Here is a 21550-nt window from a genome sequence, read left to right on the forward strand (position 1 = left end):
TCGCAGGCTCGCGGCGGGACCCTGCAAGGGGGCCACCTGCCCCCGCCACTCGCAGGCTCGCGGCGGGACCCTGCAAGGGGGCCACCTGCCCCCGCCACTCGCAGGCTCGCGGCGGGACCCGGCAAGGGAGCCACCACGGCCGCCGCTCCGCCCCCTTCCCCGGGCGGGGTGGCGGCCGTGGCCGTTCCGGGCGACCCGACGGCGCGCAGCGGCCACCGCACCCCAGGGAGCACGCTTCACTCTCGAGTGGTCGACCCCTCCACGGAGCGTGATCAAGTCCCCACTCAACGGCAGCAACGCGCAGCCGTCCTCCGTTCGCCGTAGCGCGAGCGGGTGACGGCCGCGTGGCGTTCCGTGGCGGGTCCCTCCACGATGGTCCGACCACCCACTTGGAGGCGACATGCCGTATTCCCTGGTCAGCGCAGCGACGCTCGGCTTCGACCTGGTCCGCCTGCCCGAGGGCCAGCGGGTGGCCGACGCGCTCCTGGCCGGCCTCGGTGCCGACGCGGCGACCCTGCACCGGCTCGCCGCGGCCCACCCGGGCGCCGGCCGCAGCCAGGAGGAGCGCGCCGCCCGAGCCCTCCGCACCCGGAAGGCCCACGAGCTGGCCGCAGCCGGCGTGCCCCAGCTCCGGGACGCGGTCGCGGGCGCGACGGACCGTGAGGCCCGGCTGGTCGCGCTCCTGGAGCGCAGCACGATCGGCAACACCCCGGCGCTCGAGCGCCTGGTCCGCGACGACGTCCTCGGGCCCGACCACGCCGCCGTCGCCGACCTCGACCCCGCGGTGTCCGCGCTGGCCGCCGACGTCCTCGCCGACGCCGCCACCGGCTGGTGGGCCGCCGACGCGCTGGAGTCCCCGGTCCGCCAGGAGCTGACCGGCGCCTACGACACGGCGGCCGCGCTGGAGCGGTTCCCGCAGCCCGACCTCGGGCCGGCCGCCGCGGACGTCGCCCGCCTCCTCGTGCACCTCTTCACCCTCGACGACGCCGGGCGCCGGCGGTGGCGCCTGGCGGTCGACGCCGGGCGCGCCCAGCGCCGCCCGTGGGCCGCGGCCATGCACGGGGCCGCCTGGGCCGCGCACGTCTCCGGACGCACCCGCACCGTGGCCGCCGCGCAGCTGATGGCGGTGACCGCCTTCGGCGCGGCCGGCTTCACCGCCCGGGACGGCGCGGACGGCGTCTGGAACGCGCTCGCCGGCTGCGTGGCGGGGGTGGCGATGGCCGACCTGCTCGACGAGGAGTCGATGACCGTGCTCGGCTCGCCGTGGGCGATGGTCACCGGTCGCGCCCTGCCGACGGCGGGACAGCGCTGACGGCCCTGTAGCGCCTCTCTCCACCACTCCCGCGCTTTTCTGGCAATTCCCGCTCCATTCCGCACTCAAGCACCCCGCCGGCGCTGCCGATGACAGTTGTGTGCGGCCCTTCGGCCGGTACTTCGGCGGCGGGCGGGGGAGCACGTGCAACCAATCAAGGTCATGGTGGTCGACGATTCGGTCGTCGTCCGCAAGATCGTGACCGACGTCCTCTCCGGGGACCCGATGATCGAGGTCGTCGGGACCGCCCCGAACGGGCGTCTCGCGGTGACCAAACTCGAGCAGCTCAAGCCCGACCTGGTCACCATGGACATCGAGATGCCGGACATGAACGGCATCGAGGCGGTGCGCGCCATCCGTGCGACGCGCAGTCGCGTGCCGATCATCATGTTCAGCACGCTGACCGAGCGAGGCGCGTCGGCCACCCTCGACGCGCTGTCCGCCGGCGCCAACGACTACGTCACGAAGCCGGCCAACGTCGGCAGCGTGGGCCAGTCGATGGAGAGCGTGCGCCAGCAGCTCATCCCCAAGATCAAGGCGCTGACCGGCCGGCCGATGACCAGCGGACCCGCCGCGGCCGCCCCGGTCGCCGTCCGCCCCCCGGCACCGCGCACCCGGGCGCCCAAGGAGCCCGCCGTCCTCGTGATCGGCTCCTCGACCGGTGGCCCCGACGCGCTGACCAAGGTGCTGCCGCTGCTGCCGGCCGGCCTGCCGGTGCCGGTGCTCCTCGTCCAGCACATGCCCCCCGTCTTCACCCGCCAGTTCGCCCAGCGGCTGGACCGGCTGTGCGCCCTGGAGGTCGTCGAGGCGGTCGACGGGACGCCGCTGGCACCGGGCACCGTGCACGTCGCCCCCGGCGACCACCACCTGGTGGTCAGCTCCAGCGGCGGTGTCCGGCGGACGGCGCTGAACCAGGCCGCCCCGGAGAACTTCTGCCGACCCGCGGTGGACGTGCTGTTCCGCTCGGCGGTCGCTGCCTACGACGGCGCCGTCCTCGGCGTCGTCCTCACCGGGATGGGGTCCGACGGCAGGATCGGCGCCGGCCAGATCCGGGAGGCCGGCGGCACCGTCGTCGCCCAGGACCAGGCCAGCTCCGTCGTCTGGGGCATGCCTGGCGCGGTCACCCAGGCCGGTTTCGCCGACGAGGTCCTCCCGCTCGACCGGGTCGCCGACGCGATCACCCGACTCCTGCCCAACCCCCGCCCTCCGGCGGGCTTCCCCCGAGCCACCACCGGCGCCGGGATCGGAGGTGTGCGATGACCCTCACCGCGATGGGATTCGACTGGGTGCGCCAGCTGGTGCACCGCGAGAGCGCCATCGTGCTGCAGCCCGGCAAGGAGTACCTCGTCGAGGCGCGGCTGCTGCCGATGGCCCAGCAGCTGGGCTGCGCCGGCGTCGGCGAGCTGGTCGACTCGGTGCGGCTGCACCCCGACCCGGCCAAGACCCGGCGGATCGTCGAGGCGCTGACCACGAACGAGACGTCCTGGTTCCGGGACGGCGACCCGTTCACCGCGCTCACCGGCACGGTGCTGCCGAAGCTGCTGGCGGCCCGCGGGCCGAGCGACCGGATCAAGATCTGGTCGGCTGCCTGCTCCAGCGGGCAGGAGGCCTACACGATCGCGATGCTGCTGTCAGACGCGCTGCCCCACGCGGCCACGCGGGTGCAGATCACGGCCACCGACATCTCCCGGCAGATGGTCGAGCGCACCCGGGCCGGCCGCTTCAGCCAGCTCGAGGTCAACCGTGGCCTGCCGGCCGCCATGCTGGTGCGGCACTTCACCCGCAACGGCAACGAGTGGGAGATCGCGCCGGCGCTGCGCCAGATGGTCACCGCCAGCGAGTGCAACCTGGCGGCACCGCTGCCGCCGCTGGGCCTGTTCGACGTGGTCTACCTGCGCAACGTGCTCATCTACTTCGACCTGCCCACCAAGCAGGCGATCCTGACCCGCGTCCGCCAGCTCATGCGCCCCGACGGGTGGCTGTTCCTGGGCGCTGCCGAGACGACCCTCGGCGTCGATGACAACTGGGAGCGGGTCGTCGTCGGCCGCGGCTCCGCCTACCGCCCCCGGAAGGGATCCTGATCATGCGAGCACTCGTCATCGACGACTCCCGCGCCATGCGGCGCATCGTCGGGACCATCCTCACCGACTTCGGGTACGAGGTCCGCCAGGCCGGCCACGGCCGCGAGGCCCTCGACGTGCTCGAGAGCGGCAGCGCCGAGGGCTGGGTGCCCGACCTGTGCTGCATCGACTGGAACATGCCGGTGATGGACGGGCTGCAGTTCGTCTTCGCCGTCCGTGCCAACCCGGCCTACCGCCAGGTGACGCTGATGATGGTCACCACCGAGAGCGAGACCGGGCAGATCGTGAAGGCCCTGGCCGCCGGGGCGCACGAGTACCTCATCAAGCCGTTCACGCCCGACGCGCTGCGCGACAAGCTCGCGCTGCTGGGCCTGCTCCCGGAAGGCGCCCCCGCATGACCACCGCTGAGTCGACTCAGCCGATCACCGCGCTGCTGGACGCGGAGACCGTGCTCGGGATCGCCGACCAGGTCTGGCCGTCGCTCGTCGGCGACGGCGAGGTCTTCGTCCCGGTACCGGCGCCGCCGCCGGCCGAGACCGTGTCGGCCTGGGTGGACATCACCGGGCCGTGGACCGGCTCGGTGGTCCTCACCTGCGCCCCGGCCACGGCCGAGGCGCTCACCGCGAGCGTCCTGATGACCCGCCCGCCGGTGGTCGTGGACGACGAGGACGTCGAGGACGCGCTGGGTGAACTGGCCAACGTCCTGGGCGGCAACATCAAGAGCGTGCTGCCGGGCGAGTCCCGGCTCGGGCTCCCCAAGATCGGGTCCGCGCCCTCCCAGGGGCGGCTGGACGACGTCTGCCGCGTCGCAGGTCAGTGGCGCGGACAGTTCCTGACCATCACCGTGCAGGGCGCTGCCGACGCGCCCCACGCCGAGCGGAACGAGGTGCCGCTGTGAAGATCCTGGTGACCGATGACAGCCGCGTGATGCGGCAGATCGTCATCCGGACCCTGCGCCAGGCCGGGTTCGACGACCACGACATCATCCAGGCCGAGAACGGCCGCGAGGCCTTCGAGATGGTCGGCGCGGAGACGCCCGACCTGATCCTCTCGGACTGGAACATGCCCGAGATGACCGGCATCGAGTGCCTGCAGGCGCTGCGCGCCGCCGGCTCGCAGGTGCCCTTCGGGTTCGTCACCTCCGAGGGCTCCCCGGAGATGCGGGAGAAGGCGGCCAACGCGGGCGCCCTGTTCCTCATCGCCAAGCCGTTCACCGAGGACACCTTCAAGGACGCGCTGGACGGGGTGCTGGCGTGACGGCCCCGGCTCCGGCGCTGCTGCCGAACCCCAAGGACGTCCGCGACCTCCTCGAGGGCCTCTTCGGCAAGGACGTCGTCGTCGCCCCCGGCGACCCGGTGTCGCTCAACGACAAGCCGGCCGTCGCCGTCTACGTCGACCCGACCATGGCGACCACGGCGCTGTGCCTGGTCGACATCCGGTTGGCCGCCTGGTTCGCCGGCGCCCTGGCCCTGCTCCCCAAGGGCGGGCTCGAGGACGCGATCGACGAGGGTGAGCTCTCGGAGATGCACCTCGAGGTCGTCTACGAGGTGGTGAACGTCGCCGCCTCGATGTTCAACGGCGAGGGGGTCAACCACTCGAAGCTGTACAAGCTGTACGCCCCGGGCGAGGCGGTCCCCGGTGACATCGCCGGGCTGAGCGCCGCGTTCAACCGCATCGACCTGCGGGTCGACGTGGCCGGGTACGGCTCGGGCAACCTGTCGATCGTGCTGGCCAACTGACCGGTTGAACGACCCCGGGACCGGGGGAGCGGGACGGAGACGTCGCGCTCCCCCGGTCCTGCGCTGTGCAGAACGGGACTGCGCGCCCCGGTGTGCGGGTGGAGGATCACCTCGCAGGCACACCAACCGCACAGGAGCTGTCATGGCCACTGGGAGCAGGCCCTCATCCGAGGCGGCCGGGGGTGCCGCACCGGTCAAGCGCAAGGACCGCACGCACTGGCTCTACATCGCCGTGGTCGCCGCGGTGGCACTGGGCATCGCCGTCGGGTTCGCCGTGCCGGAGTTCGCGATCAGCCTGAAGTGGCTGGGCACGGCCTTCGTGGCGCTGATCCGGATGCTCATCGCGCCGGTGATCTTCTGCACCATCGTGCTGGGGATCGGGGCGATCCGGCAGGCGGCCAAGGTCGGCCGGATCGGCGGGCTGGCGCTGGGCTACTTCATCATCATGACGACGGTGGCGCTGGCCATCGGCCTGGTGGTGGGCAACATCGTGCACCCCGGGGGCGGGCTGGAGCTGTCCGAGGAGCTGCGCGGGCAGGGCTCGAGCCTCGCCGGGGAGGCCGAGGAGAGCGGCGGGACGGTCGACTTCCTGCTCGGGTTGATCCCGACCACGCTGTTCTCCGCGCTGACCGAGGGCTCGGTGCTGCAGGCGCTGCTGGTCGCGCTGCTGGTCGGCTTCGCCATCCAGGCCATGGGCCGGGCGGGTGAGCCGCTGCTGCGCGGCATCGGCCACCTGCAGCGGCTGGTCTTCCGGGTGCTGTCGATGGTCATGTGGCTGGCGCCGATCGGCGCCTTCGGGGCGATCGCGGCGGTGGTCGGGGAGACCGGCCTGGACGCGCTGAAGAGCCTGGCGGTGATCATGCTGGCCTTCTACGTGACCTGCGCGATCTTCGTCTTCGTGTTCCTGGGCGGCATCCTGTGGGCGGTCGCCCGGGTCGGGGTGTTCCGGCTGTTCAGGTACCTGGGCCGGGAGTTCCTGCTCATCGTGTCCACCTCGTCGTCGGAGACGGCGCTGCCGCGGCTGATCGCCAAGATGGAGCACGCCGGGGTCAGCCAGCCGGTCGCCGGGATCGTGGTGCCGACCGGGTACTCGTTCAACCTCGACGGCACGGCGATCTACCTGACCATGGCCTCGCTGTTCATCGCCGAGGCCCTGGGTGACCCGCTGACCGTCGGGGAGCAGCTCAGCCTGCTCGCCTTCATGATCATCGCCTCGAAGGGGGCGGCCGGGGTGACCGGCGCCGGGTTGGCCACCCTGGCCGGCGGGCTGTCCGCGCACCGCCCCGACCTGCTCGACGGGGTGGGGCTGATCGTGGGCATCGACCGGTTCATGTCCGAGGCCCGCGCGGTCACCAACTTCGCCGGCAACGCCATCGCCACCGTGCTGGTCGCCACCTGGACCAAGGAACTGGACCGCGAGCAGTTCGACGCCGTCCTGGCCGGCGACCGCCCGTTCGACGAGGCCACCATGCTCGACGACGACGGCCACGGCGGCGGCTCCAGCGACGACACCCTCGCCGACCTGCGTGACGCCGCAGAACGGGAGGCCGCCGAGCAGCAGGCCGCCGCGCGCGCCGTCCGCTGACCGGGCGCACCGCACCCTCACCCCCGCGGGGAACCGGGCGCCCCGCAGGGGCCCCGGTTCCCGGGTGCGCGCCCGCCGATGGTGCACAGTGGCCGCATGACCCGGGACGGCGGAGGGCCGCCTGCGGGCCTGCTGGTGGAGGCCGTGCATGGCATGGCCCGCCCGCTGTTCGTGCTCGACCGGGACTGGCGCTTCAGCTACGTCAACCCGGCCGGAGCCCGGCTGCTCGGCCGCTCGGTCGACCAGCTGCAGGGCCGGGTCGTCTGGGCCGAGTTCCCGGAGGCGGTCGGCGGCCCCTTCCAGGCCGCCTACGAGCAGGTCGCGGCGACCAGTGAGCCGGCGTCCTTCGAGGCCTGGTTCGAGCCGCTGGCCGCCTGGTTCCAGGTCGACGCCTTCCGGACCGAGGCGGGGATCGTCGTCACCTACGACGACGTGACCGGACGCCGGCGCACCGAGCAGGCGCGGTCGGAGGCCATCGCCGCCCGGGAGGCGGAGGCCGAGCGGGCCGCCCAGGCCGCGCACCGGGCCGAGCTGGCCGGCCGGCACCTGATGCTGCTGGGCGACATCAGCCAGGCGATGACCTCGACCCTGGACACCGACCGGGCCGCGCAGCGCTTCGCCGAGCTGGTCGTACCGCTGCTCGGCGACTGGTGCCTGGTGACCGTCGTGGAGGCGGGGCGCCGCCGGGACGTCGGCCGGGCGCACCGGGACCCCGCCCTGGTCGACGCGGTGCACGCCTACGCCGACCTGCGGGTGGAGACCAACCAGACCTCCGCGCCGGTGCCCACCGCGCTGCGGGAGGGCCGACCGGTGGTCCTGCAGCAGCTCACCGACGCGCAGGTGCGGCGGATGACGACGCCGGCGGCCCGGGCGGCGCTGACCCCGCTGCGGGTCAGTGCGGCGGCCACGTTCCCGCTGCTCGCCCGCGGGGAGCTCTTCGGCGCGCTCACGCTGGTCAACGCGCCCGAGCGGGGCCCCTTCACCGACGCCGAGCTGCGCACCGCGGAGATCGCCTCGCGCCGTGCCGCGCTGGCCCTGGACAACGCGCGACTGGCCACCGCCCAGGGCCGGATCGCCGAGCGGCTGCAGCGGAGCCTGCTGTCCGCGCCCGTGCAGCCGGACAACCTGCAGCTCGCGGTGCGGTACCGCGCCGCCACGCAGGACGTCGCCATCGGCGGGGACTGGTACGACGCCTTCCTGCAGCCCGACGGCTCGACGGTGCTCACCATCGGCGACGTCATGGGGCACGACCTCGAGGCCGCGGCCGCGATGGCGCAGCTGAAGAACCTGATGCGGGCGATCGCCTACGACCGGCAGGAGGAGCCGGCCAGCGTGATGCGCCGGGTCGACCTGGCCGTCGTCGGGCTGGACGTGTCGGCCCTGGCGACGGTGCTGGTCGCCCGGATCGAGCAGGACGAGGACGACCGGGCGGCGGGGTTGCGCCGGCTGCGCTGGGCCTCCGCGGGTCATCCCATGCCGATGCTGCTGCAGCCGGACGGCAAGGTCGTCGACCTGGAGGCGCCGGTCGGACCGCCTCTGGGCATCGGCTGGCAGGGCCCCCGAACGGACGGCATCGCGACGATCCCGCCGGGCAGCACGCTGCTGCTGTTCACCGACGGGCTGTTCGAGGGCCGGACCGGCGACCTGGACGAGGGGCGCGCGCGGCTCGCGGCCGCCGTCGCCGACCTGGCGGGGGAGCCGCTGGAGCGGCTGTGCGACGGGCTGCTGGCCGCGCAGCTCGTCGACGGCGCCGAGGACGACGTCGCCCTGCTAGCGGTGCGGGCCCACCCGGGGGACGCGCCGAGGCCCACCGATGCGGGTCCCCGGTCGGTGCCCGCGGGCCGGCCCTGGCCGGAGGGCGCCTGATCAGCGACCGCGCTCGGCGGCGGCCCGGACCGCCGCGCTGATCGCGGCGACCCCCTGCGGAGCCCACAGGATGGAGTCGTGGTCGGTGTCGGGCACCTCGCGGGCGGTGACGTGCGCATCGGCCAGGCCCATCCCGGCCAGCCGGACCTCGTCGTAGAGGCCGGGCGGCTCGGCCTGCGTGCCGCGGGTCGCCCACAGCAGCGTCGCGGGGACCGGCAGGTCGGTGGTGGCCTCCAGCACGGCCTCGTTGCGGAGCAGGTCGGCGCCGTCCACCCGGACCGCCTCGCGCACCACCGAGCTGCGCAGCTCGGGTGCCGTGCCGGCCAGGTCGCGGGCCAGGTGGGCGGCGACGGTCGGCTCGTCGACCCACGGACCGACGGTCGGGTGCGCGGCCCAGAAGTCCCGGACAGCGGTGAGGTCGGGGAAGGTGCGGTCCAGCCGGTCGAGGGTGGCGCCGAGCAGGGCGGCGAGCAGGGCGTCGGTGTCGGCTCCCACGGGGACGGCGAACGGCAGCCCCCCGTCGACCAGCACCAGCCCGTGCACGAGGTCCCGGGCGAGTCCGCTGGCCGCGAGAGCCGCGACGAAACCGCCCATCGAGTGGCCGACGAGCACGGTCGAGTCGGCCCCGGCCTCGGCGTCGGCCCCGAACTGCTCGAGCAGCGCCGTGACGTCGGCCGCGTGCGCGGAGAAGCCGTAGGGACCGGGCAGCCCGGCGCTCTGTGCCCGCCCGCGCAGGTCCGGGGCCACCACGTCGCACTCGCCGGCCAGGGCGTCGGCCACCCGGGCCCACACCATGGCGTTGCCGGTGATGCCGTGCAGCAGGACGACCAGGGGCGCGGCGGGGGCGTCGGCGGCCCAGTGCAGCGCGGCCAGCTCACCGCCGCGGACCGGGACCCGAACCTCCTCGGGCGGTCGGGTGGCGTTGCTCGTCGCGTCGGGCGTGATCACGCCGTCACCCTCTCCCGCGGCCGGGCCGGTTGCACGTGGAACACGGTCTCAACCTCCGGAGCGGGCGTGCCGATGTAGGTGGTGCACGGCCGAGTCCACGGCCGTACGACGCGAGGAGGAGCACGTGGCCGGCCAGGCAGCGCTCGAGACGGCACCGGACCCGGTGCTCGCCGAGCACGAGCGGCTGCTCGACCTGGCGGCACTCGACGTCCTCGGTCGCGGTCCGGAGGAGCGGTTCGACCGGATCACCCGGATGGCCCAGCAGCTGTTCGGGGTGTCCGCGGCGGCGGTCACGCTGGTCACCGACGCCGCGCAGGTCCACAAGTCCCAGTCCGGCCCGCTGCCGCTGGCCGACGGCGCGCGTGAGCACGCCTTCTGCGACGTCACCATCCGTCGTCCGGAGCTCCTCGTCGTCGAGGACGCGACGCAGGACGAGAGGTTCGCGGGCAACCCATCGGTCACCGGCGCCCCTGGCATCCGCTTCTACGCCGGCCATCCGGTGCAGGGCCCTGGCGGCCACCGGGTGGGCGCACTCTGCCTCGTGGACGAGCGCCCGCGGCACTTCGGCGCCGAGGAGCGGGCGCTCCTCGCCGAGCTGGCCGGCTGGGTGCAGCGGGAGCTCGACCGCAGCACAGAGCTCGAGAGCGCCGCGCGGGTGCAGGCGGCGCTGCTCCCGCTGGGCACGCCGGACATCGCGGGCTACGAGGTCGCCGGCATGTGCCTCCCGTCGGGGAGCGTCGGCGGGGACTTCTTCGACTGGCACCCCGCGCCGGACGGTCAGCTCGTCCTGACCCTGGCCGACGTCATGGGCAAGGGACTGCCGGCCGCGATCGTCACGGCGATGGTCCGGGCCGTCATGCGCTCGACCGCCCGCGACGCCGGCCCGGCCGAGGCCGTCCGCGAGGCGGCCGCCACCTTGCACGAGGACCTGGAGCGGACCGGCCGGCTGGTGACGATGTGCCACGCCAAGCTCGACGCCGTGGGCCACCGGGTCCGCTTCGCCGACGCGGGCCACGGCCTGATGCTGCTGGTCCGGGCGGACGGCTCGTTCGCGCGTCCGGCGGGCGGCGGGCTGCCGTTGGGCGTGCTGGCCGGCGAGGAGTGGCCCGAGGGGGTCGTCGACCTGGCGCCCGGCGACACGGTGGTCGCCTTCAGCGACGGTCTGCTGGACCTGTTCGACGGGACGACGGACTCCCTGCCGCAGATCGCCGCGGCGGTGTGGGACTGCGTGGACGCCGCGCACGTGGTGGACCGCTTCACCGTGCTCGCCCGACGGGTGGGCATCCGCACGGACGACGTCACCCTGGTGGCCATCCGGCGGACGCCGTGAGCGGCCGTCACCAGGCGCTGCTGCAGGTCGGGGACACGCGCCGCTGGGGGATCCGGGCGCTGGTCGTCCTCACCCTGGTCACCGGGGCCGACTACCTGGTGTGGCGGTGGCTGGACTCGATCAACTGGGCCCAGTGGTGGCTGGCGGTGCCGCTGGTGCTCGCCGAGACCTACAGCCTGCTCGACGCCTTCCTCTTCGGTGCGACCGTCTGGCGCATCCGGCAGCGGGCCGAGCCGCCGCCCCCGCCACCGGACGCGACCGTGGACGTCTTCGTCACCACCTACGACGAGCCGGTCGACCTGGTCATGGTCACCGCCCGGGCCGCGCGGGACATCCGGTACCCGCACCGCACCTGGGTGCTGGACGACGGGGCGCGCCCCGAGGTGCAGGACGCGGCCCTCACCGCCGGCGTGGGCTACCTGACCCGCAGCGCCGACTGGGCGGGGATGCCCCGGCACGCCAAGGCCGGCAACCTGAACAACGCGCTGCTGGCGACCGACGGCGAGTTCCTGCTCGTGCTCGACGCCGACCAGGTGCCGCACCCGACGATCCTGGACCGCACGCTCGGCTGGTTCGACGACCCGCGGGTGGCCCTCGTCCAGACGCCGCAGTGGTTCGCGAACGTGGACGACGACGACGTGCTGGGCAGCCAGGCGCCACTGTTCTACGGCCCGATCCAGCAGGGCAAGGACGGCTGGGACGCGGCCTACTTCTGCGGCTCGAACGCCGTCCTGCGCCGTGAGGCGCTCATGCAGCTCGGCGTGGCCGGGTACGTGCGGGCCGTCGAACGGTCGATCCGGGACGCGCTCCGCACGGCCGGGCGGGTGATCGCTCGGGCGCGGACCGAGGCCCGGGCCGCCGGTCCCGCCGTCCATGCCGCCCTGGGCGAGGTCGCCGGGGCCGTCCGCCGGGCCCGCGTCGAGGTCGCGGCCGGCGAGCCGGTCTCCGAGGTCACCTACCGGTTCCAGCAGCGGGTCGACGCGGCCGGCCGGGGCGTCGTCACCGACGACCTCGCGCGGATGGAGGCCGACCTGGCCGAGATCGCGGGGATGACGGGCCGGTCGGGCGCCGCCGTCCTGACGGCCGAGCTGGACGGTGCCGTGCTGACCCGGCTCGCCCAGCGGGACTGGTCGCCGATCGCCGCGCTGGAGTCGGTGAAGGCCTTGGTCTGCTCCGTCGACGTCGACCTGGCCGGGGAGGCGCAGCCGGTGATGCCGCTCGCGACGAACTCGGTGACCGAGGACATGGCGACGTCGATGCGGCTGCACGCGATGGGCTGGCGGACGGTCTACCACCACGAGGTGCTGGCCCGCGGGCTGGCGCCGCAGGACCTCGCCGCGATGCTGGCGCAGCGGCTGCGCTGGTCGCAGGGGACGCTGCAGCTGGCCCTGCGGCAGAACCCGCTGGTCCAGCGGGGGCTCAGCGTCGGGCAGCGGCTGATGTACCTGGCCACGATGTGGAGCTACCTCGCCGGCTTCGCGGCGCTGGTGTACATCGCGGCCCCGATCGCCTACCTGTGCTTCGGGGTGCGCCCCGTGAACGCCGACGGCGACGCGTTCCTGCTGCACCTGGTGCCCTTCCTGCTCACCACCCTGCTGCTCTTCCGCGTGGTCGGCCACGGGATGCGGACGTGGCGCGGGCAGCAGTACAGCCTGGCGCTGTTCCCGGTGTGGATCCGCGCCTGCACGACCGCAGCGGCCAACGTGCTGTTCCACCGGGACCTCGGCTTCGTCGTGACGCCGAAGACCCCGACGGCGACCCCGCGGCCTGCCTGGCGGCTGGTCCGTGTCCAGCTGGTCACCATGGGGCTGCTGGTCGCGGCCGCGGTGGTCGGGCTGGTGCGGCTGCACCTCGGCATCGCGCCGAGTGCGTACGGGACCTGGGTCAACCTCGCGTGGGTGGCCTACGACCTGCTGGTCCTGAGCGTCGTCGTCCCGGCGGCGCGCCACCTGGGGCTGGCCACCGACGAGAGGACGACGGCATGATCGAGCTCGACACCCACCCCACGGGCGCGGCGGTGGTGCGCGTGGACGGCCGGCTGACCATGGTCGACGCCCCCGCGTTCCGCTCCGCCGTCGCCGAGGCCGTCGGAGAGGCGGCGACCACGGTGGTCGTCGACCTCTCGGCCTGCGCGTTCATGGACTCCTCCGGACTGGGCGCGGTCATCGCCGGGCTGAAGGCCGCCCGCCAGGCCGGCGGCGACCTGCGGATCGCCGCGCCCAGCACCCAGGTGCTCACCGTCCTGCAGCTGACCAACCTGGAGCGGGTGCTCCGACCCTTCGGCAGCGTCGCCGAGGCACTCCGTGCCGGCTGAGCTGTCCCTGCGTGCGCCGGGGGTGCCCGCGTCGCTGGACGACGTGCACGCGCTGCTGAGCCGTGCCTGGGACCGGCACCCGGACGTCGGGGACGACGACCGCATGCGCTTCGAGATCGCGGTGGTGGAGATCGCCGGCAACGTCGTGGAGCACGCGGGCGACCCGCACCCGGTGGACTTCGAGCTCGCCGTCCGCGTCGAGGACGACCGGCTGGAGGCCCGGTTCCAGGACCCGGGGAGGCGCGTGGACGTCGACTTCAGCACGGCGGACATGCCGGACGCGCTGGCCGAGACCGGGCGGGGGGTGGCACTGGCCCTGGCCACCGCCGACGAGCTGACCTACCGGCGCGTCGGCGCGGTCAACCACTGGCTGGTGCTGCGCCGCCGGCGGCCCTGACTCGGCCGGCCCGCCGTCGGGTCAGCCGGAGCAGTCGGGCAGGTCGCCGGCCCAACGGGCCCACGCCGGGTCGTCGGTGAGCCCGCCGTCCCGCAGCTCGGTCGAGCCCACCGCCCGCCAGTCGACCTCGGCGCCGACCTCGGGCTCCTGCTTGGACCACTCGAACCAGTTCACCATCGCCAGCCGGGGCAGCAGGGCGGGCAGCCGGGGGTCACTCACCTGCTGCCACCAGGCCCGCTTGACGGCGAGCTCGCCGGCCCCGCCGGCGCCGCGGGCGGAGAAGGCGGCCGTCTCGGGGACGGCGACCGGCTTGCCGTGCTGCACGCCGTACACCTCGTGGAACTCCGGCAGGCCGCGGTCGTCCCCGCCGAGCCCCACGTACTCGCCGGTCAGCTGGGCCACGAACTTGCTGGGCTCGGGCACCTCGTTCTCGCCCCAGGGCCAGGCGTCGCCCCAGTGGTACAGCGTCATGCCCGCCCAGTCGACGGCGTCGTCGCCGGGCCAGCACGGCGCGTAGGGGTCGTCGGCGATGGTGACGACCCCGTCGCCGTCGGTGTCCAGGACCACGGCGTCCCCGGTCCCGGGGACGGCGGCGAACCGGCCGCCGGTGAACGGGTAGCCGCCGCCGTAGTCGGGGGCCCACATCATGAGAGACCCGGGTGCGCCGGCATGGATCGCCGCGGCGACCCGGCGGAACGCCGCGACGTAGGCGGCCGGCTGCTGGCCCCAGGCGTACCAGGAGCCGTTCATCTCGTGGGCGAACCGGACGACGACCGGCACGCCGCCGCGGTTGTAGCCGACCAGCCGCGCGGCGAGCTCCGCCGCGGCCTCGTCGGTGACGGTAGCCAGCCCGCCGGTGGGCTCGAGTGTCAGCAGCAGCGACCCGCCGCCGTCCCGGACCTGGCTCTCCGCCGGGGTGGCGCAGCCCGCTGCCGCCACCAGGGTCAGGAGTGCGGCCACCAGCGCCAGGGACGCGTCGGTCCGTCTCGTCGTCCGCACGATCCCACGATCGGCCGGTCCGGGCGGGTGTCCAGCCGACGTCGGTACCCTGCCGCAGTCCACCGGACCGAGGAGGAGCGCCGTGGCCGCTGCGCCCACGTTGCAGCAGCTGGGCTACTTCGTCGCGGCGGTCGAGCACGGGTCGTTCGTGGCGGCCGCGGAGGCGGTGCACATCGCGCAGCCGAGCCTGTCCGAGCAGATCCGCCGCCTGGAGCGCTCGCTCGGGGTGACGCTGTTCGTGCGGACCAACCGGCGCCTGCAGCTCACCGAGGCCGGCCGGGTGCTGCTGCCGCAGGCGCGGCGGACCCTCGCCGACGTGTCCGCGCTGCGGGAGAGCGCGCGGCACATCCAGGAGCTCTCCGGCGGCACGGTCTCGTTCGGGACGTTCTCCAGCGCGCACCTGTACCTGCTGACCGCGCTGGTCGGCGACTTCCGGTCGCAGTACCCGGGGGTGACCACACGGGTGGTCGGGCTGAACAGCTCCGAGGTCGCCGAGCAGGTGCGTCGCGGTGAGCTGGAGGCCGGCCTGGTGCAGCTGCCCATCGACGAGCGGGGGCTGGACGTCGGCCCGCCGGTGCTCGTCGACTCGGTCGTCTACGTCAGCACCGACGGTGAGCGGACGCGCGCGCCGGTGACGATCGAGCAGCTGGCGGCGGCGCCGCTGATCCTGTCCGAGGCGCGCTGGGGCGCCGAGGACCCGCTGCGGCGGTCGCTGACCGACCGCGCGCGGCGGGCCGGGGTGACCCTGCAGCCGCAGATCGAGGTGGAGTTCCAGACGGCGGCGGTCGAGCTGGCCGCCCACGGGCTCGGCGACTCGCTGGTCAGCTACCTGGTCACCCGGTGGCCGGGATACCCGGGCCGGCTGCACTGGGTGCCGCTGGACCCGCCGGTGGTGGAGCGGTTCGCCTTCGTCACCCGGACCAACGGCGTCCTGTCGCCGGCGACGCGCATCTTCATGGACCTGGCGCACCGGCACGTCCGCGCGCTCCAGCGGGCCGCGGACGCGGGGCCGCCGCGGGGGGAGGACGGCGGCGTCCCGGCAGTCCAGCCATAGGCGGAACCTCTGGACGGCGCTCGGAGTTGGTTCTTCACGGCGCGCCGGGTGGCCGCCCAGACTCGACTCGAGCACGGGCCTCCCGGTCCGTCGCGGAGGGGAGTCGGACATGACCGAGGTCGGGCAGTCGCCCGCCACCGGACAGCGCACCTGCGTGATCGGGGCCGGTGCGGCTGGGCTCGAGGCGGTCCGGGTGCTCCGCGACGCCGGGCACGACGTGGTGGCAATGGAGCGGACCGAGCGTGTCGGCGGCCACTGGCACACCGACTACGAGGCGCTGCACCTGATCACCCCGCGGGACGTCTCCGGCTTCGACCGCGTCCCGATGCCCGCCGACTACCCGCTGTTCCCGAGCAAGGAGCAGGTGATCCGGTACCTGGACGGGTTCGCCGACCGGTTCGGCCTGCGCGAGCACGTCCGCACGGGCGTCGAGGTGGTGTCGGTGACCAGCCCGGACGCCGGCCGGAGCGGGTGGGACGTCGCGACGGCGGACGGGACGACGGAGCACTTCGACGCCGTCGTCGTCGCCAACGGCCACCACTGGGACCCAGCGCTGCCGGCGATGGCCGCGGAGTTCACCGGCCGGTCCCTGCACTCCTCGCAGTACCGCACCGCTGACGACCTGGTGGGGGAGCGGGTGCTGGTCGTCGGGGCGGGCAACTCCGGCTGTGACCTCGCCGTGGACGCCGTGCACGCCCGCCGGCAGGTCAGCATCGCGATGCGGCGCGGGCAGGTGTTCCAGCCCAAGACGTTCTTCGGCAAGGGCCGCAACCAGCTGCCGCTGCTCGCGAAGCTGCCGATGTGGCTTGCCGAGCGGGTGCAGCGCGAGCTGGTCCGGATCTCGGTGGGGAGCGCCGCGGACTACCCGGGGCTGCAGGAGCCGGTGACCCGCAACCTCAACCAGCAGCCGCCGGTGGTCAACGACCTGCTGCTCTACTGGCTGCAGCACGGGCGGATCACGGCCCGGCCGGGCGTGACCGGGGTGTCCGGCCGCACGGTCACCTTCGCCGACGGCAGCACCGGTGAGTTCGACACGGTGCTGTGGGCCACCGGGTTCCGCGTCACCCTGCCGTTCCTGGCGCCGGAGCTGCTGACCTGGCGGAGCGGGGCGCCGCTGCGGGTCGGCGGGATGACCGTGCCGGTGGGGGTCGCCCGGCTGTACACCGTCGGGCTGGCCAGTCCCCGCGGGCCGCAGTTCCCGGTGTTCAGCGCCCAGGCGCGGCTCGCGGCCCGGGTGCTGGGGCTCGAGGGCCGGACCGCGCGGCCGCTGCACCAGGAGCTGCTGGTCGCCGGGCCACCCGACGACCGGGTCGACGTGCTGCGGCCGCTGTGGACCGCGCAGGTCACTCGCAGCAACCGGGTGCTGGACCGGCTGGAGCAGACCGCCTCGCCCGCCGTCGCGCGCCCGAGCCTCACCGAGGCCGTCCGATGAGCGGCACGGTCGTGGTCACCGGTGCGGCCAGTGGGATGGGCCGGGCGGTCGTCGACCGCTTCCTGGCCGCGGGTGACCGGGTGGTCGCCGTCGACCGGGACGCCGGGCAACTCGAGGCGCTGGCGGCGGAGGCCGGTCCCGCGCTGCTGCCGCTCGCCGTGGACGTCACCGACCGGGCGGCGGTCGAGGAGGGGCTGGCCGGGCTGCTGGACGGCGCCCCGGTGCGGTCGGTGGTGAACGCCGCGGGCATCTACCCGCCCACCACGCTGGCGAACTACACCGCCGAGCTGCACGACCGGATCTTCGGCGTCAACGTGCTGGGGACGCTCAACGTCACCGCCGCGGCGCTGCCCAACCTGCGGGCCGCCGGGGGCGGGGCGGTGGTGAACTTCGCCTCCGTGGACGCCTTCGCGGTGTCGCCGGGGCAATTGCTCTACAGCGCCTCCAAGGCCGCGGTGCTGTCGCTGACCAAGTCGCTGGCGATCGAGCTGGCCCCGGACCGGATCGTGGTGAACGCGGTCGCGCCGGGCTGGGTGGACACCCCCGGTAACGCGGCCACCGGCCGGATGGCGGACGTGGCGGCGGGGATCCCGCTCGGCCGGGTCGCCCAGCCCGACGAGGTGGCGCTGTGGGTCCAGCGGCTGGCCGAGCCCGGCTACGTCACCGGCGAGACGGTCGTCATCGCCGGTGGCAGCGCGATGCGCTGACCCGTACGACCGCACCACGCCTGGCCCCGAACCGTCCCTCTCGAAGGAGCACCGCGATGCGCACCGCCACACCCCTGCGGGCCGCCGCCCTGGCCGCCGCCGCGCTGTTGACTGTCACCGCCTGTGGCGGTGGCGACGACGCCGCGGAGAGCGCCGACGGCGCGGGCAGCGCCGAGAAGCAGGTCAACGTCTACGGCGCGGACGGCAACATGAACAACGGGCTCGGGGAGGACTTCACCGAGCCCGGGGTGCTCGCCGGCATGCGGGGCACCGTGCTGCTGACCGACCTCGGGCCGGAGTTCCGGGACCGGCTGCTGGCGATCGACCCCGGCCTGACGAACTTCAACACAGCGGGGGAGACCTACGACGCGGTGGTGATCACCGCGCTCGCCGCGCAGCTGGCGGGCAGCAACCAGGCGACGACGTTCGCCCCGTACGTGAACGGGGTGACGTTCGGCGGGGAGGTTTGCACCGACTTCGCGTCGTGCCTCGCCGTGGTCTCGGCCGGCGGGAACCCGGACTACGACGGGGTCGTGGGTCCGCTGGCGTTCACCGACGTGGGGGAGCCGTCGCAGGCGAGCTTCGCGATCGAGAGCTTCACCGAGGACAACGCGATCGACGAGGCGGCGCGGGCGTTCCAGCTCGTGGGTGACCCCGCGGACGCGAGCACCGACGAGGGTCCGGCGCCGGCCGCCCCGGGGACGACGGGGGAGTCACTGGTCATCGGGAGCCTGACGCCGCAGACCGGGACGCTCAGCTACCAGGGGCCGCAGCAGCTGGCGGCCCTGCAGCTCGCGGTGGACGACGTGAACGCGGCCGGGGGAGTGCTCGGGCAGCCGGTGCAGCTAATCACCGGTGACTCGGGGGACGCCTCCACCGACATCGCCACGCAGACCGCCGACCGGCTGCTGCAGTCCGGGGCGAACGCGATCGTGGGCGCGTCGTCGTCCGGGGTCAGCCTCACCGTGATCGACAAGATCACCGGCGCGGGCGTGATGATGATCAGCCCGGCCAGCACATCGGACGAGCTGACCGGCTACGACGACAAGGGGCTGTTCTTCCGCACGGTGCCGCCGGACACCCTGCAGGCCCGGGCGCTGGCCGACCTGATCGGCGCGGACGGCAACAACACGGTCGGCATCCTGGCGCTGAACGACCCCTACGGCGTGGGGCTGGCGGAGAACACCCGCGCGAACCTGATCGGTGACGGGCTCGCCGAGGACGCTGTGGTCAGCATCGTCTACGACCCGCAGGCCGCGAACTACGACTCCGAGGTGCAGCGCATGGTGGACCTCAACCCGGACGGCATCCTCGTCATCGGGTTCGAGGAGACCAGCCGGATCATCGAGGGCCTCAACGCCCAGGGGATCGGCCCCCAGCGCTGACCCGTACCCGATCACGGTCCGCCCCGGCCCCTCGGTCGCCTCTTCGGAGGTGGCCGGGGGGCCGAGGCGTGTCAGGAGATCTCGGGTCGGGTAAGCCCGGTGACGGAGGCGGGGTCGACGGCGGCGCCCTCGCCAGCGTCGGTGTCGGTGTCGGTGTCGGTGTCGAAGATCTCAAGCTCGGACACGGTGTGGGTGCCTGCGCTTCTCCGCCAACCGCTGGGGGAGCACTTAAGGGCGGGCGTGAGTCCGCCGCTCAATAGCGCGCCGGCACAGGCGGCAGCAGCGCATCGGCCGGCGAACACCGCGTGCCTCACGCGCTCGCGGCTGGGGCCGCAGCGGGGCACGGCGCGTCGTCCTCGGATGGACCACCGGCTGATGGTGCGTCCCGGGTGGGAGGTGCGCACATGCGGGGCTGCTGCCCGCGTGTTGCACGTGGAACGACGGCCTGCTCCCGCCGCCTACAGGCGTCGGTGGATGAGGATCTCGGTGCCGTCGGGGCGGTAGGTGCGCCATCGGCTGCCCGGTGGGGCGGTGTCGTCGCGGTCGACCCGGAAGCCGTGGTGGACCTTGGTGTGGTGCCGCTCGCACAGCAGAGCGGAGTTCTCCAACGAGGTCTCACCGCCGTTGATCCACTCGAGCAGGTGGTGGACGTCGCACCAGTGGGTGGGGGCGCCGCAGCCGGCGAACACGCAGTGCCGGTCCCGCCGCTCGACGGCCTTGCGCAGGTGCGGCGGGACGATGCGCTGCTCCCGGCCGACGTCCAGGGGCAGCCCGTCGGGGTTGAGCACCAGGCGGGTCAGCGTCGCGTCGCAGGCGACCCACCGGGCGCGGGCGGCGGACAGGGTGGCGCCGAACCCGGTCTCCGCGGCGCCCGGCCCGCGGGCGGGGTCGGTGAGGTCCTCCAGGTCGATGGTCACGATCACGTGCGGCTTGACCCGGCGCAGGAACGGCAGCTCACCCTGGGCGAGGGCGTTGTCGGCCAGCTGCACCAGCGCGTCGGCCTGCTGCTGCGCCCTGGTGCGGATGTCGCCCTTCGGCCTCGATGCCTGGACGATGGACTCCAGCGCGGCCTGCACCTTCTCCCCGCCCACCGCGTCGAGGTCGAACCGGCCGGTGATGCTGCCGTCGGCGTGCTGGGCGATGACCAGCCGCCGGCCCTCGGTGGGATCCGGCTCGGGGCCGTCGGGGTCCAGCGCGTCGAGGTAGCGGTGGACGACCTCGCCGAGGCGCTGGTGCGGCTGCGTCGTGGCGACGGTCGCCATCGCCTGGTCGACCTCGGAGACGTCGACGTCCTGCCGCTCGGCGGCGGCCAGCGCCTCCTCGGTGGCCACGGGGGCGATGACCGCGACCTGTTCGGCGGTCACCTCGCCGGCGGCGAATGCCTCCGCCACGGCGGGCAGGTGCTCCAGCGCCCGCCCCGACCGCACCAGCCGCCCAGCAGCGGCCGGGGACAGCCGACCATGCCCGCGCAGCCAGGCCGGCATCGTTTTCAGCCCGTCGAACTCCGCCGCCCCGGCCTTCTCACACTCCCGCACCGTCCGGGTCACCTCGGCGGCCAGCCGGTTCTGCACCTGCAAGAGGTCCTTGAGCCGGACCAGCAACGCCGGCCCGAACAGGCCCGACAGGTCCTCGGCCGCGAGGGCGTCCAGGGCCGACTGCAACTCGCCCACGACACCTCCCGCCAGCTTCGAACGTGTGTTCGAGTATATCGGTCTGGAGAGAGCTGCGCAGCATGAATGGGCAGCTCAGGCCGGGTTTCCACAGACTCCGGGCAACCCTTGACGGCAAGAGCTCAAGAGGTGCGGAACGCTGGTCGGACACGGCGTTCTTCGCGAAAGCCGGTGCCCATCGTGCCGGGCCAGGATCATCCCGCCGGCCAGTGGCGCGCCCCCGGGATGACGGTGAAGAGTGCGGCTCCGGGCAGCGAGGCGATCCAGCACTCGGGCTTCTGGACCAGCAGGACCCAGGACGGCGCGAACAGAGGCACGGTCAAGAACGCCCCGGGCGCCACGGCACTTCGGCAACCAGTGCCACGGTCGTTGCCATCGGGGGCGCGGCAGGCCTGCAGATCAGGCGCGTTCGATGGCGAAGGCGACGAGGAAGCCGATCGTCGTGATCAGGCCGGTCCACGTCCGCGTCGTCTCGAAGGCCTCCGGGATCATCGTGTCCGCGATCATCGTCAGGATCGCGCCGGCCGCGACCGCGGTGATCACCGCGATCACCTCCGGTGGCGCGGAGCCGAGCGCGACGTAGCCCAGCAGCGCGGACAGGCCGCTGACGGCCGCGATGACACCGTCCGGCACCCGGACCGACCACGCGATCAGTGCGCCCAGGACCTGGGCCCCGCCGCCGAGCAGCCCCCACAGTCCGGCCTCGAGGTACATCGGCACGGGTCACCTCC

At 74.0% G+C, this 21550-nt stretch carries 22 protein-coding genes; 17 read left to right on the plus strand and 5 right to left on the minus strand.

All coding sequences use genetic code 11. The features are described 5' to 3' along the window. Positions 1-400: 400 nt before the first annotated feature. From HK417_RS22055 to HK417_RS22095, 9 genes are all read left to right on the plus strand, one after another. A complete protein-coding gene (locus tag HK417_RS22055) occupies positions 401-1312 on the plus strand; it encodes a hypothetical protein (RefSeq protein WP_222271989.1) in 912 nt (303 codons plus the stop codon). 144 nt (positions 1313-1456) lie between these two features. After that, a complete protein-coding gene (locus HK417_RS22060; protein WP_222271991.1) occupies positions 1457-2572 on the plus strand; it encodes a protein-glutamate methylesterase/protein-glutamine glutaminase in 1116 nt (371 codons plus the stop codon). Next, positions 2569-3393 carry a CheR family methyltransferase gene (locus HK417_RS22065; protein ID WP_222272000.1) on the plus strand — a complete coding sequence of 275 codons (825 nt, stop codon included), beginning with the start codon at positions 2569-2571 and terminating at the stop codon, positions 3391-3393. The genes HK417_RS22060 and HK417_RS22065 overlap by 4 nt, the downstream gene beginning before the upstream one ends. Positions 3394-3395: 2 nt before the next feature. Next, a complete protein-coding gene (locus HK417_RS22070) occupies positions 3396-3791 on the plus strand; it encodes a response regulator (RefSeq protein ID WP_222272002.1) in 396 nt (131 codons plus the stop codon). Next, positions 3788-4291, plus strand: a complete 504-nt coding sequence (locus HK417_RS22075; RefSeq protein WP_222272004.1) for a chemotaxis protein CheX — start codon at positions 3788-3790, stop codon at positions 4289-4291. Before HK417_RS22070 ends, HK417_RS22075 begins: the two co-directional genes overlap by 4 nt. Then, positions 4288-4650 (plus strand): response regulator, encoded by a 363-nt coding sequence (locus tag HK417_RS22080; RefSeq protein ID WP_222272006.1) that lies wholly within the window; start codon positions 4288-4290, stop codon positions 4648-4650. The genes HK417_RS22075 and HK417_RS22080 overlap by 4 nt, the downstream gene beginning before the upstream one ends. Next, complete coding sequence (locus HK417_RS22085; RefSeq protein WP_222272008.1) at positions 4647-5132, plus strand: hypothetical protein; 486 nt, start codon at positions 4647-4649, stop codon at positions 5130-5132. The genes HK417_RS22080 and HK417_RS22085 overlap by 4 nt, the downstream gene beginning before the upstream one ends. A gap of 142 nt (positions 5133-5274) precedes the next feature. Then, entirely contained in the window at positions 5275-6717 is a 1443-nt protein-coding gene (locus HK417_RS22090) for a cation:dicarboxylate symporter family transporter (protein ID WP_222272018.1), read from the plus strand. Between the two features lie 96 nt (positions 6718-6813). Then, positions 6814-8583: a SpoIIE family protein phosphatase gene (locus tag HK417_RS22095; RefSeq protein WP_222272020.1), complete on the plus strand. Its 1770-nt coding sequence runs from the start codon at positions 6814-6816 to the stop codon at positions 8581-8583. On the opposite strand, the gene HK417_RS22100 is transcribed toward HK417_RS22095, so the two are convergent. Beyond that, complete coding sequence (locus tag HK417_RS22100; RefSeq protein ID WP_308123767.1) at positions 8584-9531, minus strand: alpha/beta fold hydrolase; 948 nt, start codon at positions 9529-9531, stop codon at positions 8584-8586. Positions 9532-9655: 124 nt separating this feature from the next. Here HK417_RS22100 and HK417_RS22105 point away from each other — a divergent pair, with 124 nt between their 5' ends. From HK417_RS22105 to HK417_RS22120, 4 genes are read left to right on the plus strand one after another with little or no spacing between them, the layout of a single operon-like run. Then, positions 9656-10861, plus strand: coding sequence for a PP2C family protein-serine/threonine phosphatase (locus HK417_RS22105; RefSeq protein ID WP_222272022.1), 1206 nt, complete (start codon positions 9656-9658; stop codon positions 10859-10861). Beyond that, entirely contained in the window at positions 10858-12846 is a 1989-nt protein-coding gene (locus tag HK417_RS22110; RefSeq protein WP_222272029.1) for a glycosyltransferase family 2 protein, read from the plus strand. The genes HK417_RS22105 and HK417_RS22110 overlap by 4 nt, the downstream gene beginning before the upstream one ends. After that, entirely contained in the window at positions 12843-13175 is a 333-nt protein-coding gene (locus HK417_RS22115; RefSeq protein WP_222272031.1) for an STAS domain-containing protein, read from the plus strand. Before HK417_RS22110 ends, HK417_RS22115 begins: the two co-directional genes overlap by 4 nt. Then, complete coding sequence (locus HK417_RS22120) at positions 13165-13572, plus strand: ATP-binding protein (protein ID WP_222272033.1); 408 nt, start codon at positions 13165-13167, stop codon at positions 13570-13572. The genes HK417_RS22115 and HK417_RS22120 overlap by 11 nt, the downstream gene beginning before the upstream one ends. A gap of 21 nt (positions 13573-13593) precedes the next feature. Here the strand turns inward: HK417_RS22120 and HK417_RS22125 are convergent, their stop codons facing one another. Further along, positions 13594-14571, minus strand: coding sequence for a glycosyl hydrolase (locus HK417_RS22125; protein ID WP_222272035.1), 978 nt, complete (start codon positions 14569-14571; stop codon positions 13594-13596). 82 nt (positions 14572-14653) lie between these two features. Between HK417_RS22125 and HK417_RS22130 the strand changes: the two genes are divergently transcribed. From HK417_RS22130 to HK417_RS22145, 4 genes are all read left to right on the plus strand, one after another. Next, positions 14654-15625 (plus strand): LysR family transcriptional regulator, encoded by a 972-nt coding sequence (locus tag HK417_RS22130; protein ID WP_222272038.1) that lies wholly within the window; start codon positions 14654-14656, stop codon positions 15623-15625. A 109-nt stretch (positions 15626-15734) separates the two neighbouring features. Next, positions 15735-17057 (plus strand): flavin-containing monooxygenase, encoded by a 1323-nt coding sequence (locus HK417_RS22135; protein ID WP_222272048.1) that lies wholly within the window; start codon positions 15735-15737, stop codon positions 17055-17057. Beyond that, on the plus strand, positions 17054-17764 hold the full coding sequence (locus tag HK417_RS22140) for an SDR family NAD(P)-dependent oxidoreductase (protein WP_222272050.1): 711 nt from the start codon (positions 17054-17056) through the stop codon (positions 17762-17764). The genes HK417_RS22135 and HK417_RS22140 overlap by 4 nt, the downstream gene beginning before the upstream one ends. A 56-nt stretch (positions 17765-17820) precedes the next feature. Beyond that, a complete protein-coding gene (locus HK417_RS22145; protein ID WP_222272067.1) occupies positions 17821-19149 on the plus strand; it encodes an ABC transporter substrate-binding protein in 1329 nt (442 codons plus the stop codon). 458 nt (positions 19150-19607) lie between these two features. On the opposite strand, the gene HK417_RS22150 is transcribed toward HK417_RS22145, so the two are convergent. The 3 genes from HK417_RS22150 to HK417_RS22155 form a co-directional block, all read right to left on the minus strand. Then, positions 19608-20819 (minus strand): HNH endonuclease, encoded by a 1212-nt coding sequence (locus HK417_RS22150; RefSeq protein WP_222272077.1) that lies wholly within the window; start codon positions 20817-20819, stop codon positions 19608-19610. Positions 20820-21013: 194 nt separating this feature from the next. After that, the gene (locus tag HK417_RS25845; protein ID WP_261327572.1) at positions 21014-21136 is read right to left on the minus strand and encodes a hypothetical protein; all 123 of its coding nucleotides are present in this window, start codon (positions 21134-21136) and stop codon (positions 21014-21016) included. Between the two features lie 82 nt (positions 21137-21218). Then, on the minus strand, positions 21219-21539 hold the full coding sequence (locus HK417_RS22155; protein ID WP_222272078.1) for a hypothetical protein: 321 nt from the start codon (positions 21537-21539) through the stop codon (positions 21219-21221). Positions 21540-21550 lie beyond the last annotated feature (11 nt).

The organism is Modestobacter marinus (assembly GCF_019799945.1).
GTDB lineage: Bacteria > Actinomycetota > Actinomycetes > Mycobacteriales > Geodermatophilaceae > Modestobacter > Modestobacter marinus_B.